Source organism: Rhizobium sp. AC27/96, assembly GCF_001692325.1.
Classification (GTDB): domain Bacteria; phylum Pseudomonadota; class Alphaproteobacteria; order Rhizobiales; family Rhizobiaceae; genus Rhizobium.
Genome location: NZ_LXKN01000008.1, coordinates 1 through 1,106 on the forward strand (window position 1 = coordinate 1; position 1,106 = coordinate 1,106).

Here is a 1,106-nt window from a genome sequence, read left to right on the forward strand (position 1 = left end):
CTGAACCGCGCCGGGTTTGCCGGAGGCTCCAACTTCTGAGAAAGTGGAGCCGATATGAGCAAGACAACGAACAAGTTTTCACCTGAAGTCCGCGAACGTGCCATCCGTATGGTGCTCGACCATGAGGCAGAGCACCCATCGCGGTGGGCGGCCGTTTCATCTATCGCAGCGAAGATCGGCTGCTCACCTGCAACGCTGCACGAATGGGTGAAGAAGACAGAGATCGACAGCGGCAAACGAGCAGGCTTGCCGAGCGACGCAGCCGACTGGATGTGGATCGCCTATCGGTCCGAGCCCATAGCGATATCGGTTTGAAGATCGAGATACGCCGGGTCTTCAATGAGAACTTCCAGGTCTATGGCGTGCGCAAGGTCTGGCGGCAGTTGCAGCGAGAAGTCTACGACATCGCCCGCTGCACTGTTGCTCGGCTTATGAGGGCAATGGGGCTGCAGGGCATCATCCGTGGCAAACCCGTCAAAACCACCATGTCGGACAAGGCCGCGCCTTGCCCGCTCGACCGGGTGAACCGGCACTTTTTCGCGCCTGCGCCCAACATGCTCTGGCTTTCTGATTTCACGTATGTGGTCACTTGGCAGGGCTTTGTTTACGTCGAGTTCTTGATCGGTGCCTTCGCTCGCCGCATCGTCGGTTGGCGAGCAAGCCGGACTGCCCATGCGGGTTTCGTTCTCGATGCCCTCGACCAGGCGCTTCATGATCGGCGGCCCGTCCACCGCGGCGGACTGGTTCACCATTCCGACCGCGGATCGCAATATGTGTCCATTCGCTATTCCGAACGGCTGGCGGAAGCGGGCATCGAGCCGTCGGTCGGGAGTGTTGGCGACTCCTATGACAACGCTCTCGCTGAAACGATCAATGGTCTTTACAAGGCCGAGGTCATCCATCGGCGAGGACCGTGGCGAAACTTCGAAGCCGTGGGGTTCGCCACTTTGGAATGGGTCGACTGGTTCAACCACCGGCGCCTTCCGGAGCCTATCGGCAACATACCACCGGCCGAAGCCGAGGAGCAGTATTACGCCATGCTGGGCGCACCAGCCTGGGCCGCATAACTTAAACGAAATGGCCTCCGGCAAACTCGGCGCGGTTCA

At 59.9% G+C, this 1,106-nt stretch carries 1 pseudogene; it reads left to right on the top strand.

From position 1 onward, the window contains the following. Positions 1-54: 54 nt before the first annotated feature. Positions 55-1,067: pseudogene (locus tag A6U86_RS09635) on the top strand (IS3 family transposase). The last annotated feature ends 39 nt before the right edge of the window (positions 1,068-1,106 follow it).